We start from the raw sequence: 15177 nt of genomic DNA on the forward strand, positions 1-15177 counted from the left end.
GTTGGCAGTTTGGGCAAGGCGGTTCCGTCCTGCTCCCTGCACCACCTAGACGACAGCCGGGGCCCAATTGGAATGCCCGAGGTAACGAAGCGTTGCGCTCAATCAGGATTGTTTCCCGATTGGGCCCCGACCTTCGCCGGGGTGGCGACGGCTAGGAGGCGATCCACAAAGAAAAGGCCGCTCCGGTTTCCCGGAGCGACCTATATTCCTGCACCAAGCCGAAGCTTAGATGTCGTCGCCGAGCGCGCCCTTGACGCTGCCCTTGACGTTCTGCGCAGTGCCCTTGGCCTGCTGCGCTTCGCCTTCGGCTACCAGCTTCTCGTTGTCGGTTGCCTTGCCAACGGCTTCCTTGACGTTGCCTGCGACCTTGTTGCCTGCTGCCGCGACCTTGTCGGTGAATTCGCCCATCAGAGCCTCCATCAATTGTGCGGGCCCGACTGCCGGGCCGCTTGAACTTGTGAAGGTATAACGGTCGTCTTTACCGCGGGTTCCGTGACGTTTGCGTCATGACCCCGCATTGCTTGCGGCTCAGATCAACCCCGCCAGCGGGCTCGACGGATCGGCGTAGCGACGCTGGCCCATGCGCCCCGCGCGGTAGGCGAGCCGCCCCGATTCGACCGCGGCCTTCATCGCCGCGGCCATCATCAGCGGATTCTTCGCCTCGGCGATCGCGGTGTTCATCAGCACGCCGTCGCAGCCGAGCTCCATCGCCACCGCCGCATCGGAGGCGGTGCCGACGCCCGCGTCGACCAGCACGGGCACCCCTGCCCCCTCGACGATCAGCCGGATCGTCACGCGGTTCTGGATGCCGAGGCCCGAGCCGATCGGCGCGCCCAGCGGCATGATCGCGACCGCGCCCGCATTCTCCAACCGCTTGGTGGCGATCGGATCGTCGACGCAATAGACCATCGGCTTGAAGCCTTCGTTGGCCAGGATCTCGGTCGCACGCAGCGTCTCGACCATGTCGGGATAGAGCGTCTTCGCCTCGCCCAGCACCTCGAGCTTCACCAGCTCCCAGCCCCCCGCCTCGCGCGCCAGCCGCAACGTGCGAATCGCGGACTCCGCGTCGAAGCAGCCCGCGGTGTTTGGGAGGTAGGTGATCTTCTTCGGATCGATGAAGTCGGTCAGCATCGGCGCGTTGCGATCGAGCACGTTGACGCGGCGGACGGCGACGGTGACGATCTCCGCGCCCGATGCCTCGACCGCGGCGGCATTCTGCGCGAAATCCTTGTACTTGCCGGTGCCGACGATCAGCCGCGACGTGAACGTCTGGCCGGCGACGGTCCAGGTATCCGCCTCATGATCGCCGCCGCCGACGAAATGCACGATCTCGAGATCGTCGCCGTCCTCGACCATCACGTCCGCCAGCGTGGAGCGCGGGACGACCTCCATGTTGCGCTCGACCGCGATCTTCTCGGGGACGAGGCCCAGTTCGATCGCCAGCGCCGCGAGGGTCAAGCCGTCGGCGACCCGCTTGTGCTCGCCGTTCACGGTGATGGAGACTGTGCCGTCGGAATGCGCCATGATGTATCGATCGCCTGCTGGGTGTCTCGACTTCGCGCGACACGAACGGGTATGAAGCCGCGCATATAGGGCCCGCCTCGGCGAGCCCGCAACCGACCCCGATCGAAAGGCTGCCCTTGCCCGATACGATATTCGTCCTGAACGGCCCCAACCTCAACCTGCTGGGGACGCGCGAGCCGGAGATCTATGGCGACGAAACCCTCGATGACATCGCCGGGATGCTCGAGGATCGTGCGCGCGCGCTCGACCTGACGATCGACATGCGCCAGTCGAATCACGAAGGGCACCTCGTCGACTGGATCCAGGAGGCGCAGGCGCGTGGCGCCAAGGCGGTGATCCTCAACGCCGGCGCGTTCACGCACACCTCGGTCGCGGTCCATGACGCGATCAAGGGCGTCAAGACGCCGGTGATCGAAGTGCATCTTTCCAACCCCCACACGCGTGAGTCATTCAGGCATGTGAGCCTGGTCGGCCAGGCCGCGAAGGGCACGATCGCGGGTTTCGGCGCGCTTTCGTATCTGCTCGCGCTTGAAGCCGTCGCACGGTTCTGACAGGAGACCCCGCCATGACCGATACACCAGAAACAACAGGCGCAATGCAGGTCGACGTGACCCTGGTGCGCCAGCTCGCCGAACTGCTCGATACCACGCAGCTGACCGAGATCGAGGTCGAGGACGGCTCGCGCCGCATCCGCGTCGCGCGCAAGGCCGCGCAGGCCGCGCCCGTCGCGCATTATGCGCCCTCCCCCGCGGCGGCCCCCGTCTCCGCCCCGCTCGCGATCCCGCAGGCCGAAGTGGGCGCATCCGCCCCCGCGATCAGCGCGAGCGCGGTGAAGTCGCCGATGGTCGGCACCGTCTATCTCGCCGCCAACCCCGAGGCGAAACCGTTCTCGACGGTCGGCCAGAAGGTGAATGCGGGCGACACGCTGCTGATCATCGAGGCGATGAAGGTGATGAACACGATCGTCGCGCCGTCGGCCGGTACTGTCACCGCGATCCTCGTCGAGAACGGCCAGCCGGTCGAGTTCGACCAGCCGCTGGTCGTGGTGGAATAATGCGGCCAATCAAAAAGCTGCTCATCGCCAACCGCGGCGAGATCGCGCTGCGGATTCACCGTGCCTGTCACGAGATGGGCATCAAGACGGTAGCGGTGCACTCCACCGCCGACGCCGATGCGATGCACGTGCGGCTCGCGGACGAGGCGATCTGCATCGGACCGCCGTCGGCGACCGACAGCTATCTGAATATCCCCAACATCATCTCGGCGGCGGAGATCAGCGGTGCGGATGCGATCCATCCGGGCTACGGTTTCCTCAGCGAGAACGCGCAGTTCGCCGAGATCGTCGAGCTGCATAATATCCTGTTCGTGGGGCCGAAACCCGAGCATATCCGCACGATGGGCGACAAGGTCCAGGCCAAGCGGACTGCGGGCGCGCTCGGGCTTCCGCTCGTTCCCGGCTCGGACGGTGCGATCAGCGACATCGCCGAGGCCAAGCGGATCGCCGAATCGATCGGCTATCCGGTAATCATCAAGGCGGCTTCGGGCGGCGGTGGTCGCGGCATGAAGGTCGTCAACGATCCCGAAGACCTCGAAACGCAGATGCAGCAGGCCGGCAGCGAGGCGAAGGCCGCGTTCGGCGATGCCACCGTCTACATGGAAAAATACCTCGGCAATCCGCGGCATATCGAATTCCAGATCTTCGGCGATGGCGAAGGCAATGCGATCCATCTCGGCGAGCGCGACTGCTCGCTCCAGCGCCGTCACCAGAAGGTGCTCGAGGAAGCGCCCTCGCCGATCATCACCGCGGAAGAGCGCGAGCGGATGGGCGGGATCGTCGCCAAGGCGATGGCCGACATGGCGTATCGCGGCGCGGGGACGATCGAGTTCCTGTGGGAAGCGGGCGAATTCTACTTCATCGAGATGAACACGCGGCTGCAGGTCGAGCATCCGGTGACCGAGATGATCACTGGCCTCGATCTCGTGCGCGAGCAGATCCGGGTGGCCGAGGGCCATCCGCTGACGCTGCGCCAGCAGGACGTCCAGTTCCGCGGCCATGCGATCGAATGCCGCATCAACGCCGAAGACCCGCGCACCTTCGCGCCGTCGCCGGGGCTGGTGAAGGTCTATCACGCGCCGGGCGGCATGCACGTCCGCGTCGATAGCGGGTTGTATGCCGGCTACCGCGTGCCGCCTTACTACGACTCGATGATCGCCAAGCTGATCGTCTACGGCACGACCCGCCAGGGCGCGCTGCGGCGGTTGCGACGTGCACTCGAGGAGATGGTGATCGAGGGCGTCACTACGACGATCCCCTTGCACCGTGCGCTGCTCGACGATCCCGAGTTCCAGGAAGGCGCTTACACGATCAAGTGGCTGGAAGAGTGGTTGGCGAAGCAGGGGGCGTAACTTCCTACGGTACTAAGCTTGTTCTCCCGCGAAGGCGGGAGCCCAGTCTGGGCTCCCGCCTTCGCGGGAGAACAAGAAGCGGGGTATGCACTCTGCGGGTGACGTACGGAGCCCACTGGACATCCCGCCCCACCCCAACCGTCATCCCAGCGAAAGCTGGGATCTCCCCGTTCGGGCCGTATCGCAAACCGAGCGGAATATCCCAGCTTTCGCTGGGATGACGGTGTGTCAGATGATAACGGAGCATGCGTGAAGGCGACGATCTACCACAACCCACGATGCTCCAAGTCCCGCGAGGCGCTCGCCCTGCTGCAGGATGCCGGCGCCGACGTCACGATCGTCGAATATCTGAAGACCCCGCCGACCCGCGCGGAACTCGTCCGCCTCTACGCCCGCGCCGGCATGACCCCGCGGCAGGGCCTCCGCATGGCCGAGGACGGCGCCAAGGCGGTCAAGCATGGCGACGCCGAGGCGATCCTCGACGCGATGGTGATCGACCCGTTGCTGATCGAACGGCCGCTGGTCGAGACGGACAAGGGAGTCCGCCTCGGTCGCCCCATCGCGCGGCTGCACGAGATACTGTGACGGCATGCCCTGCCCTGACATTGCGCACGCACCGTCCATGTGCCGCAATTTCGGGCAGTGAAATCAACGCTAATCCGCGGTTGCCCAAGCGCGCTGCGGCTGGCACGCTTGGTGCAAGGCGCCCCATGGGGCGTGGGTTTCGCGAGCGCCCCACCGGGGCGAGGGTTTCAACGACTGTCAGGGGCGTAGCTGTGAAAAAGATCGAAGCCATCATCAAGCCGTTCAAGCTCGATGAGGTGAAGGAAGCGCTCCACGAGATCGGCGTGAGCGGCATCACCGTGACCGAGGCCAAGGGTTTCGGCCGGCAGAAGGGCCACACCGAGCTGTATCGCGGCGCGGAATATGTCGTCGACTTCCTGCCCAAGGTGAAGCTCGAGGTCGTCGTCGAGGACGGGCTCGCGCAGCGCGTCGTCGAGGCGATCGCCGCGGCCGCACAGACCGGCCGGATCGGCGACGGCAAGATCTTTGTCATCCCGGTCGAGAGCGCGCTCCGCATCCGCACCGGCGAGCGCGACGACGACGCGATCTGATCCGGCTGATGGGGGGGGCGGCCGAACCGCCACCCAGCGCACCGAGTTCCGTTTGACGCGACGCAACATTCTGTGGAAATAGCCTGCTGCGGCGCATTATGATTTCCGGCACTATGCCGACAATTCTAGAGAAAGAGGGCTTAGCATCATGGCGAATTCGGCCAACGACGTCCTGAAGATAATCAAAGAGCAGGAGATCGAGTGGGTCGACCTGCGCTTCACCGATCCCAAGGGCAAATGGCAGCATCTGACGATGGTCGCCAGCCTGATCGGCGAAGACGAGCTGACCGACGGCCTGATGTTCGACGGCTCGTCGATCGAGGGCTGGAAGGCGATCAACGAGAGCGACATGACGCTCAAGCCCGATCTCGACGCGGTCTACGTCGATCCGTTCTCGGCCACGCCGATGATGATCCTGATCTGCGACATCGCCGATCCGTCGACGGGCGAGCTGTACGCGCGCGATCCGCGTTCGACCGCCAAGCGCGCCGAGGCGTATCTGCTGACCACCGGCGTCGGCGACACCGTGTATGTCGGCCCCGAAGCCGAATTCTTCATGTTCGACGACGTCCGCTTCGAGAACAGCTATTCGACCAGCTATTACAAGATCGACGACATCGAACTGCCGGGCAACACCGGCCGCGAATATGAGGGTGGCAATATGGGCCACCGTCCGCGCGCCAAGGGCGGCTATTTCCCGGTCGCGCCGGTCGATAGCGCGGTCGACATCCGCGGCGAGATGGTCTCGACGATGATCGAGATGGGCCTGCCCTGCGACAAGCATCACCACGAGGTCGCGGCCGCACAGCATGAGCTGGGCCTGACCTTCGGCACGCTGACGCAGACCGCGGATCGCATGCAGATCTACAAGTACGTCGTCCACCAGGTTGCGCATGCGTACGGCAAGACGGCGACGTTCATGCCCAAGCCGATCAAGGAAGACAACGGCTCGGGCATGCACACGCATTTCTCGATCTGGGACGGCAAGACCCCGCTGTTCGCCGGCAACGGCTATGCGGGTCTCAGCGACATGTGCCTGTATTTCATCGGCGGGATCATCAAGCACGCCAAGGCGGTCAACGCGTTCACCAACCCGTCGACCAACAGCTACAAGCGCCTTGTCCCCGGCTACGAAGCACCGGTGCTGCTCGCCTATTCCGCGCGCAACCGTTCGGCATCATGCCGCATCCCGTACGGCACCGGCCCCAAGGCGAAGCGCGTCGAAGTGCGTTTCCCGGACGCGCTGGCCAACCCGTATCTCGCTTATGCGGCGCTGATGATGGCGGGCATGGATGGCATCCTCAACAAGATCCATCCGGGCGAAGCGATGGACAAGAACCTGTACGACCTGCCGCCGGCAGAGCTCGCGCAGGTCCCGACCGTTGCGGGTTCGCTCCGCGAGGCGCTCGAATGCCTGCTGGCGGATCACGACTTCCTGCTGAAGGGCGACGTGTTCTCGAAGGACCAGATCGAGAGCTATGTCGAGATCAAGTATGCCGAGGTCGCGCGTTGGGAGATGACGCCTAGCCCGGTCGAGTATGACATGTACTACAGCGGCTGAGCGGCCGTCCCGGCAGCGGTGCGCGAAAGCGCACAGCCGCTGTCGGCCGGCGTCGCTTGGGCGACGACCGACGGCGTGGCTTTGCCACGTCGCGGACTTGGACAAGGGCGTCCGGAGCAATCCGGGCGCCCCTTTTACGTAAATTCTGCCCTGCAAGGGGAGGGTCACGGTGCAGAGCGGTCGAGGATATGGATCCCCGCCCGCGCGGGAGAACACGGGTAGCCTCGGTTAACTTCGCAGGTAGGCTCGGATTGATCGACCGGTCCCGCCACCCATATCTCTCCCGAGAAACCTCCCCGAAATCCAAGGAACATCCGTGACCGAAGACAGCGGCAACAGCGCCGGACGCGCGATCCCGAGCGGCCGCATCGCCCGCCTCGGCGTCTTCGGCAAACTCGCCAGCGGCGTGGCTGGCGGAGTCGTCGCCGAAGGCGCTCGCCGTCTTGCCAGCGGAGAACGCCCCAAGATCGGCGACCTGCTCCTAACCCCCGCCAACGCCACGCGCGTCGCCGACCAGCTCTCCCATCTTCGCGGCGCGGCGATGAAACTCGGCCAGATGATCTCGATGGACGCGGGCGACATGCTCCCGCCCGAGCTCGCGACGATCCTCGCGCGGCTGCGCAACAATGCCTACCACATGCCCCCGCAACAGCTCGACCGCATGCTCGCCGCCGAATGGGGCAAGGACTGGCGCCGCAGGTTCGCGCATTTCCAGGCGCATCCGGTCGCCGCCGCCTCGATCGGCCAGGTCCACCGCGCGCGTCTGCCCGACGGCACCGAGCTCGCGATCAAGGTCCAGTATCCTGGCGTCAAGGAGAGCATCGACGCCGATGTCGACAATGTCGCGACTCTGCTGCGCGTATCGGGCATGCTCCCCAAGGCGCTCGATATCGCGCCGTTGCTTGCCGAGGCGAAGAAGCAGCTGCACGAGGAGGCCGACTACCTCCGAGAGGCGCAGATGCTGGCGCGCTATGGCGAATTGCTTGTGGGCCAGCCCGAGTTCGTCGTCCCCGAACTATACCCCGATCTCACCACGCCGCGTGTCCTCGCGATGAGCTTCGTCACCGGCGTTCCCGTCGAATCACTGGAGACCGCGCCGCAGGACGTTCGCGACCGCGTGATGCACGATCTCATCTCGCTGGTGTTGCGCGAGTTGTTCGACTGGCGGCTGATGCAGACCGACCCCAACTTCGCCAACTATCGCTGGCAGCCCGAGACGGCAAAGCTCGTCCTGCTCGATTTCGGCGCGGCCCGCCCCCTCCCCGCCGAGACCGGCGAGGGCTATCGCCGCCTGCTCACCGCAGCCCTCGCCGGTGACCGCGACGCGGTTCGCGAAGCCGCGATCGCCGCCGGTTTCCTCGGCGAAGCAGCCGTTCTCCAGCACCGCGCGCTGGTCGACCGGATGATCGACGTGATCCTCGCAGAGCTCGCCAAACCAGGTCCGTTCGACTTTGGCGACCGCGCGTTCGTCGGCGTCCTGCGCGAACAGGGCACCGAGATCGCGCGCGACCGCGACACCTGGCACCTGCCGCCGATCGACACGCTGTTCGTCCAGCGCAAAATCAGCGGCACCGCGCTGCTCGCGGCCCGCCTGAAGGCCCGAGTCGATGTCCGCGCGATGGTCGCCGCCTATTGCACGGACGTCCGATAGTGACGGTTACCGCAGCCGAAGCGCCTTCCGGACTTCGTCCCAGCTGACATATTTGAAGTTCTGCGTGGCGGGGGCGTTGTCACCGTCCTGCGCCACCAGCAGCCCGCCCGGGTAGGCCAGGCCAAAATTGCCGAGCATCAGGTCGATGCCGTCGGTGTCGCTGGTGCCATCGATCGAGCCCCCGCCTATCCGGAAACGCCCGGCGTAGGTGGCCGCTGGCAGGCGGTAGAGCGTGTAGGCGTTGTCGCCCTGGCTCGACACGACGAGATAGCCGCCGCTCTTGCCCGCGGGCGCGAGCGCCAAGCCCTCGGCATCGGCGACCAGCGTTTTGCCGTCGACCTTGGCGATCGGCGTCGCGGTAACGGTTGCGGACGGGTCGGCGTCGAAGCGCCAGAGGCCGACGTCTTCCTCCGCGACATATAATTGCCCGGTGCGATCGTCGACAACACAGCCTTCAGACTGGGTGCCGAGCTTCATCGAGCGGACCGTGGTGACCTTGGGCGACGCGCCGGACAGATCAATCGCGACCTGATCGATACGGCCATCCTTCAGCACGATGAAGCCGAACAGGGCGTGATCGCTGGCGCGGGTCCAGAGGCACATGCCGTACGCCTCGCCCGCGCCAACCGGGAAGCGGCCGAGCGGGACGAGCCTTGCCGCTGCCGTGTCGAGCGTGAAGAGCGACACATGCGCGGTCGCCACATCGGCGCGGTCACTGGCGGCGGCGATCACGCGCCCGCCGCGATCGCGAAGATCGACGTTGTTGAGGCGCGCGGCGGGCGTGAAGCTCAGTCGCTTGCCAGCCAAGCTGTAGACATGAATGCCGGCCTTCTTGTCGGTACCGATGACGAGGCTTTTCGACGGATCGACTGCGTTGCGCCAGATCGCGGGGTCGTCGGCGGCATCGGCGTTGGTGTCGACCGGATCGGTCTCGGCGGTTGCGACGACCGCCGGGACCTCGACCGAAACCGGGGTCGCGGTCTGCGCGCAGCCCGCTAGCAACACCGCGATCAAGGGAAGCGCGCGCATCAGAACGTCACCCGCACGCCGCCGGTGTAGCGCCGGCCGAACGTCTCATGCTCGATCGTGTACGCCGACGTCCCGACATAGCGGCGACCGGGACCATTCAGCAGGTTGGCGAAATCGGCGTAGACCTCGAAATTGCCGTTGATCGCGTAGCGCACCGACGCGTCCAGCTCGTTGTCCTTCGCCCAGTAGAAATCGCCGCCGTCGACGCCGCGGACGGTATCGCCGACCTTCGCGACCGACCCGATCGCATCGAGCCATGCCGAGCGGTTCTGGTACGAGACGCGCGCGGAGAAGCCGTATTTCTCGTAATAGCCGATCAGGTTGTAGATCGCGTCCGATGCACCGGGCAGCGGCACCTTGCGCGACGGGATATCTCCCGTGCCGGGCGTATCCGCGCGGCTCTTGTTGATCGTCGCATTGAGCTGCACGCCGAAGCCGCCCATCCAGTCCGGCAGGCCGAGATCGGCGGTGAACGGGTCGAGCTGCTGCTGAATCGCGCCCTCGATCCCCATGATATAGCCCTTCCCGCCGTTCAGGACGGTCGAAAACTGATATTGCGAGCGATCGCTGCCGCCGCTGTTGAGGATCGTGCTGCCGAAGGTCTGCACCGAGTCGAACAGGACGTTGGTGACGTCCTTGTAATAGGCGCCGATCGACAGGAAGCCGCGCGGCATCGTGTAATATTCGACATAGAGATCGACGCCCTTCGCCTTTTCGGGCTTCGCGTCGGGGTTGCCGCCGGACACGGTCAGGTTCGCGTCGTTATAGGTCAGGTTCGGACGCAGTTGATCGTAATCGGGGCGTGCCGCGCCGGTGTTGAACGACAGGCGAGCCTTCATCCGGTCGTTGACGTCCCAGTTCAGATGAAGGCTCGGATAGACGAGCGTCTGGCTCGACTTCGCCTCGACCGGCGTCGCTACGCTGGTCGCCGCGTCGATCGAGAAGGCGCGCGCGTCGTTGCGGATATGCTCGACGCGCGCGCCGCCGACGATACTGCCCCAGTTGGTCGTCGTCGTGGCCATCGCATAGGCCGAATAGACCCTCTCGCCGACCTCGTAGAAATTGGCGTCGACCGGCTGGTAGCTGGCGACGCTCCTGGCCTGATCGACCAGCCCGAGCACCTTGTCGCGGTCGAAATACTGGAAGGTGTAGCCGAGCGGGATCTCGCCCTGGAACCCGCCGGGCTTGGCGATCGCGGAATAGTTGGTGGAGATGCCCGCGGCGGCGAACTGCGCCGCGCTATTGATGTCGAGCAGATCCTCGTTCGCGGTCTTGGTGCGATCGTCATAGCGGACGCCGGCGGTGAACACCGTCTGCGCGCCGAACAGCGACGCCTCGCGGCTGATGTCGAGCTTGGCGGTGTAGGCCTCGGTCACATCCTTTGCGTTCAGCGAGCGCAGGCGGGTCAGCGACGTCGGGAAATCCTCGATCGCGGTAACCTGTGCGCCGCGCGAGAACGTCCCGTCGGCGTTGCGGACCGTGCGAAACAGCTGGACCTTCGCCAGCTGCGGATCGGTCAGGGCATAGCCGACGGTGAGCCGGTTGGTGGCGTTCGCGAAGCTCGGGCTCTCGTAGTTCAGCTGCGCCGGCTGCGTACGATCGTCGATCGAGCGGGTGAAATTGCCGCGCCATGCGACCTTCCATTCGCCGAGTTCGTGGTCGCCGCCGATCGTGTTGGTGAACACCGACTGCTTGTATTTGCGCACCGTGAAGTTCGCGTTGAGATCGACGCCGTAGACCGTGCCGAGCAGCGGCGTGTTGCCGGTGCAGACGTCGGCATAGCCGGTCGTACCCGATGCGGGCCGGGCGTTGACGGTGCAGGCGGCGCTGCCGGTCGGCGCACGCGACTGCTGATCGTCGAGATCGAAGATGTAGTTGTTGCGCTGCTCGTCGTCCGCGAACGCTGAGTAGATCGTCTCCGCGAACAGCTTGTGACCGGGCGCCGGGCGCCAGTCGAGCCGGGTCGACAGCGAGTAGTTCTTCCGCGTCAGGCGATACAGCTTGTTCTCGGTCTCGCGCGCCCAGTTGCGCGTCTGATAGCCGGGCCGCTTGTCTTCCTTGACCGCTTCGAAATCGGTCTCGAAATTGTCGGTGACCATGCCGCGGCGATACAGGCTCGCGGACGAGACGATCCCGAACTCGCCGATCCCGGTGTCGATCCGGTCGGACACGACGAGCGAGCCCTCATATTCGGTCTTCTTGCCCAGCTCGACATGGCCGAGGCCACCCTTGGCCTGCACCTTCATGCCCGGATAATCGAACGCCGAGCGCGTGATGATGTCGACATTGCCGGCGATAGTCTCGCCCGTCATGTCGGGGGTTACCGCCTTGCGCACGACGATCTGCGAGGCGATCGCCGACGGGATCGAATCGAACCGGGCGTCGCGACCTTCGGGACTGACGACGTTGATGCCGTCGATCGACAGCGTGGTCCAGTTGATCGGGGCGCCACGTAGCGTGATGTAGCGCGCCTGGCCCTGGTCGCGCTGGACGCCGACGCCGGGCAAGCGGCTGACCGCCTGCGCGACGTTCTGATCGGGCAGACGACCGATCGAATCCGACGCGATGACCGAGACGAGCGACGGGCTCGTTCGCTGGATCTGGAGCGCGGCGGCTTCGGACTCCGCGATCGGGCGCGAGCCTGAGACGACGATCTCGGCCCCCTCGCCTGCGCCTACGCCATCCGTGCCAACGGCCGCGCTCATCGCGACGTCGAGCGTTACCGGTGCATCGGCGACCGTCACGGTCCGGCGCGCATCGGGGAAGCCGACATAGCGGATCGCGAGTTCGTGCGTGCCGGCGGGGACGCCCACCAACGAGAACCGTCCGGTGCGGTCGACCACGGTCGACAGGTCGAGTGCGGGGATCGAGACTGAGGCGCCATCGAGATACTCGCCACTGCCCGCCTGCGACACGGTGCCGGTGATCGCACCTGGCGCACGTGGAGCAGCGACCGGATTTGCGCCGATTGGGATCGCGCCGATCGGGTCGGCATGCGCGGTGGCGAGGGTCAACGGAGCAAGGGCGCACCCGGCGAGCAAGGCGTGCGCGAGAACAGGGCCGCGAATGCGGCGCGACAGGTTGGATTTCATGATAGGCCCCCGGGTGTCCCGGCTTCGTCCAGCCGGCTTGGGAGGGGCGGTAGACGCTGCGAATGGCAGCGGCGTTACGCGTGCGTGACAGGATCATGACACGCCGCTCCGCGCGCGCGGGACCAGCGCCTGACATTAAACCAGCATTAAAAACGCCGGACACGCGATTCTTATAATCGTAACGGACGTGCCACGACCGCCGCCTATCGCGCCCTTCAAGGCAAACAGTGCCGAAAAAGGGAACTCCTCGATGTTGAATTCAGCAAGCCTGCGCTTGCGGCTGCTGGTCGGCGCCGCCCTGACGGTCGCGATCGCGTCGCCTGCGTTCGCCGCCGCCACTACGCCGACCGCCGCCATCCCGAACGCTGCCAAGGACTCGCCGCCAGCCACGACCGCTCCCGACCCCGTGCCGAGCGATCCAACGGCCGCGGACCAGACCGGCCTCGGCGAGATCGTCGTCACCGCGACCAAGCGCGAGACGAACCTGCAAAAGACCCCGATCGCGATCAACGTGCTCAGCAGCCAGGCGCTGACCGATCGTCACGTCCAGAGCCTGTACGATCTCGCCGACGGCGCCGTGCCGAGCCTGCGCGTCGCGACGTTCGAGGCGCGCCAGTCGGCGCTGACGATCGGCATCCGCGGGATCGTGCCGCTCGACGCCAACCAGCCCGCGCGCGAACAGGGCGTCGGCATCTATATCGACGGCGTGTATCTCGGTCGCCAGCACGGCCTGAACGCGGCGCTGTTCGACGTCGACCGGATCGAAGTGCTGAAAGGCCCGCAGGGTACGCTGTTCGGGCGCAACACCGAGGGCGGGGCGCTGAGCATCGTCACCAAGGGCCCGAGCGGCAAATGGGGCGGCAGCGCGACCGCGGGCATCGCCAATTATGGCGGCTATAACGGCGCGCTGCGGCTCGACCTGCCGGAAGTCTACGGCGTGTCGCTGAAGCTCGACGGAGTCGTCCAGTATCAGGGCGCGACCACCAAGAACCCGCTCGCCGGCCAGACCGGCTTCAACTATTATGATCGCCGCGGCTTCAAGGCGACCGCGCGCGTCCACCCGGTCTCGGGCATGACCGCCGACTTCAGCTACGACAACGGCTATGACGCGAACAGCCCGTTCTACAGCCAGCTGCTGAACTACAATCCGAACGGCTGCGCAACCGGCACCCAGGCGGCGTCGCCGAATTGCAAACTGCCCGGCACCAACTACACGCAGCTGACGGGCACAGTGAAGCCGCTGCCGAGCCAGGTCGTCGTCAACGGCACCAGCCGCGCCAAGACCGCCGATATCGGCGTGCCGCAGCAGCCGAGCATCGACAAGACGCATGGCTACACGTCGAACATCCGCTGGGACGTCGCCCCCGAGATCGAACTCCGCTCGATCACCGCGTGGCGCGGCGTCAGCGCGACGCAGTGGGACAACAGCGGCGGCTATCACCGCGTGCCCGTCGTCGCCGCAGGCTGCACGGGAAGTGCCTGCAACTTCAGCCGCTACAGCCTTGCCGACCTGCATCAGAACCAGTTCAGCCAGGAATTCCAGGCCGTCGGCACCGTCGGCCAGCTCGATTACGTCGCCGGCCTCTATTATTTTAACGAGCATATCAGCGACGACGCGGCGACGCCGAACTCGCTCGCGTTCAACTCGGCGCTGACGAGCATCACCGTGCTCGATCCCTGCATCGGCTCGGGCGGGTTCGGGTCGCAGGTCGGCTGCCGTTCGATCGATCGCGCCTCCGAGGTGCATTCGAAGAGCTATGCCGGCTACGGCCAAGCCACGTGGAACGCGACCGACCGGATTCATCTGACCGCCGGCGGCCGCTACACGCATGACGAGAAGCAGGGCGTGCTCCATTATTCGCGCAACCTGAACTACGACACGGCAACCCCGGCCCAGTTGACGGCGGCCGGCTATGCGCCGCTCGATGCCAGCTGGAACCGGTTCAATCCGATGGCGACGCTGGCCTACGACGCCAGCGACTCGGTCCATGTCTATGCCAAATACGCGACCGGCTACCGCGCCGGTGGTGCAAGCTCGCGCACCTCGAACTACCAGACGTTCAATCCCGAGGACGTGAAGTCGTACGAGATCGGCGCGAAAACCGATTTCTGGAACCACCGCGCGCGTCTGAACCTTGCCGGCTACATCATGGATCGCAAGAACAGCCAGGTCGACATCAGCTCGATCCAGACCACGTCGACGGGGAGCTTCAACAACCTAGTCACGATCAATGCCCCCGGCATCACCAAGATCCGCGGGATCGAGGCCGATCTGACGGTACAGCCGGTCACCGGCCTGACGCTGACCGCGGGCTATGCCTATACCTATACGAAGATCCCGCCGGTGCTGATCGCGTCGACCGGCGTGTACCAGAACTTCTACATCGTGTTCACGCCGCGCAACGCCGCCAACGGATCGATCGACTACACGATGCCGATCGGCGATCTGGACCTGAAGTTCCACCTCGACGGCAACTATTCGCAGGCGACGCAGACCTTCGATCAGTTCGCGACCAAGAACGATCCGGCGTTCATCGCCAACGCGCGCGTCGCGCTGGCCAACATTCCGGTGAGCGACGCGAACAAGGTGACGATCTCCGCCTGGGTGCGGAACCTGTTCGACAAGCAGTATGTGTTCCGTCGCGACCCGTCGAACAGCCTGCCGGGCTCGCCGACGACAAGCACCACGTCGGGCAGCATCAGCAACGTTCTCGGCGACTACGGCAATTTCAACGCGCCGCGGACGTACGGCATGGAGGCATCGGTCAAGTTCTGATCGACCGCAACATGTGAGACGAC

Annotated in this window: 12 protein-coding genes; 8 read left to right on the forward strand and 4 right to left on the reverse strand. The window is 65.4% G+C overall.

What is annotated here, in order from left to right; genetic code table 11:
• Positions 1 to 225: 225 nt before the first annotated feature.
• Positions 226 to 408 (reverse strand): CsbD family protein, encoded by a 183-nt coding sequence (locus tag EQZ23_RS03880; RefSeq protein ID WP_056050734.1) that lies wholly within the window; start codon positions 406 to 408, stop codon positions 226 to 228.
• Between the two features lie 120 nt (positions 409 to 528).
• On the reverse strand, positions 529 to 1524 hold the full coding sequence (gene thiS, locus EQZ23_RS03885; RefSeq protein ID WP_128453109.1) for a sulfur carrier protein ThiS: 996 nt from the start codon (positions 1522 to 1524) through the stop codon (positions 529 to 531).
• Positions 1525 to 1640: 116 nt separating this feature from the next.
• Here thiS and aroQ point away from each other — a divergent pair, with 116 nt between their 5' ends.
• The 7 genes from aroQ (at position 1641) to EQZ23_RS03920 (ending at position 8257) form a co-directional block, all read left to right on the forward strand.
• Positions 1641 to 2075: a type II 3-dehydroquinate dehydratase gene (aroQ, locus tag EQZ23_RS03890; RefSeq protein WP_128453110.1), complete on the forward strand. Its 435-nt coding sequence runs from the start codon at positions 1641 to 1643 to the stop codon at positions 2073 to 2075.
• 14 nt (positions 2076 to 2089) lie between these two features.
• Positions 2090 to 2578, forward strand: coding sequence for an acetyl-CoA carboxylase biotin carboxyl carrier protein (gene accB / locus EQZ23_RS03895; protein WP_128453111.1), 489 nt, complete (start codon positions 2090 to 2092; stop codon positions 2576 to 2578).
• Positions 2578 to 3930: an acetyl-CoA carboxylase biotin carboxylase subunit gene (gene accC / locus EQZ23_RS03900; protein ID WP_128453112.1), complete on the forward strand. Its 1353-nt coding sequence runs from the start codon at positions 2578 to 2580 to the stop codon at positions 3928 to 3930. The genes accB and accC overlap by 1 nt, the downstream gene beginning before the upstream one ends.
• A gap of 249 nt (positions 3931 to 4179) precedes the next feature.
• On the forward strand, positions 4180 to 4515 hold the full coding sequence (locus EQZ23_RS03905) for an arsenate reductase family protein (protein WP_128453113.1): 336 nt from the start codon (positions 4180 to 4182) through the stop codon (positions 4513 to 4515).
• Positions 4516 to 4706: 191 nt separating this feature from the next.
• Entirely contained in the window at positions 4707 to 5045 is a 339-nt protein-coding gene (locus EQZ23_RS03910) for a P-II family nitrogen regulator (RefSeq protein WP_055875939.1), read from the forward strand.
• 148 nt (positions 5046 to 5193) lie between these two features.
• The gene (glnA, locus tag EQZ23_RS03915; protein WP_128453114.1) at positions 5194 to 6606 is read left to right on the forward strand and encodes a type I glutamate--ammonia ligase; all 1413 of its coding nucleotides are present in this window, start codon (positions 5194 to 5196) and stop codon (positions 6604 to 6606) included.
• A 316-nt stretch (positions 6607 to 6922) separates the two neighbouring features.
• A complete protein-coding gene (locus EQZ23_RS03920) occupies positions 6923 to 8257 on the forward strand; it encodes an AarF/ABC1/UbiB kinase family protein (protein WP_128453115.1) in 1335 nt (444 codons plus the stop codon).
• Between the two features lie 6 nt (positions 8258 to 8263).
• On the opposite strand, the gene EQZ23_RS03925 is transcribed toward EQZ23_RS03920, so the two are convergent.
• Both EQZ23_RS03925 and EQZ23_RS03930 read right to left on the reverse strand, forming a co-directional pair.
• Positions 8264 to 9286 carry a phytase gene (locus EQZ23_RS03925; RefSeq protein WP_128453116.1) on the reverse strand — a complete coding sequence of 341 codons (1023 nt, stop codon included), beginning with the start codon at positions 9284 to 9286 and terminating at the stop codon, positions 8264 to 8266.
• Positions 9286 to 12378, reverse strand: coding sequence for a TonB-dependent receptor (locus EQZ23_RS03930; protein ID WP_128453117.1), 3093 nt, complete (start codon positions 12376 to 12378; stop codon positions 9286 to 9288). Before EQZ23_RS03930 ends, EQZ23_RS03925 begins: the two co-directional genes overlap by 1 nt.
• A 250-nt stretch (positions 12379 to 12628) precedes the next feature.
• Here EQZ23_RS03930 and EQZ23_RS03935 point away from each other — a divergent pair, with 250 nt between their 5' ends.
• Complete coding sequence (locus EQZ23_RS03935) at positions 12629 to 15154, forward strand: TonB-dependent receptor (protein WP_128453118.1); 2526 nt, start codon at positions 12629 to 12631, stop codon at positions 15152 to 15154.
• Positions 15155 to 15177 lie beyond the last annotated feature (23 nt).

The sequence above is a fragment of the Sphingomonas sp. UV9 genome, from assembly GCF_004101245.1.
GTDB lineage: Bacteria > Pseudomonadota > Alphaproteobacteria > Sphingomonadales > Sphingomonadaceae > Sphingomonas.